This is a genomic window from Mycobacterium sp. NGS49 (assembly GCF_059812565.1).
The window spans coordinates 1-422 of sequence record NZ_JCALCX010000116.1; the positions used below are offsets into that span (position 1 = coordinate 1).

Here is a 422-nt window from a genome sequence, read left to right on the forward strand (position 1 = left end):
GGTTCCCTTCTTGCGTTGGGATGATTCATTCCGCGCGTTGGAGATGCTGGCCTCGTTGTGGTCGTCCACCGGGCTGCCCACGGTCGGCGCCCAGGCGGTGGCGATGCCCTACCGGACCTTGTTCGCGACGCTGCAGCAGCTGCTGGTCGGCAAGGAGGTCACCGTCCGCATCGGTGACCACGACGTGACGCTCACCGTTCTCGAGCTGGAATCCGAGCTGGATCCCCAGGGCCTGCCGGTAGGTCAACTCGGCGAAGTCCGGGTGGCCGCCCGCGACATCCGCTGGGACGAGAACCGCCTGCAGAGTGCGGTCGCCGTGCTGCGCAACGTGCATATCCGTCCGGGTGTGCCGCCGCTGGTGATCGCGGCCCCGACGGAGCTGTCCACCGAGTTGCCCAAAGACATCTTCGACCACGTGCTCG

1 pseudogene is annotated in these 422 nt (G+C 67.1%); it reads left to right on the forward strand.

The features are described 5' to 3' along the window. Window positions 1-422 (forward strand): annotated as a pseudogene (locus tag AC5Y7D_RS30940) (hypothetical protein); the annotation flags it as partial.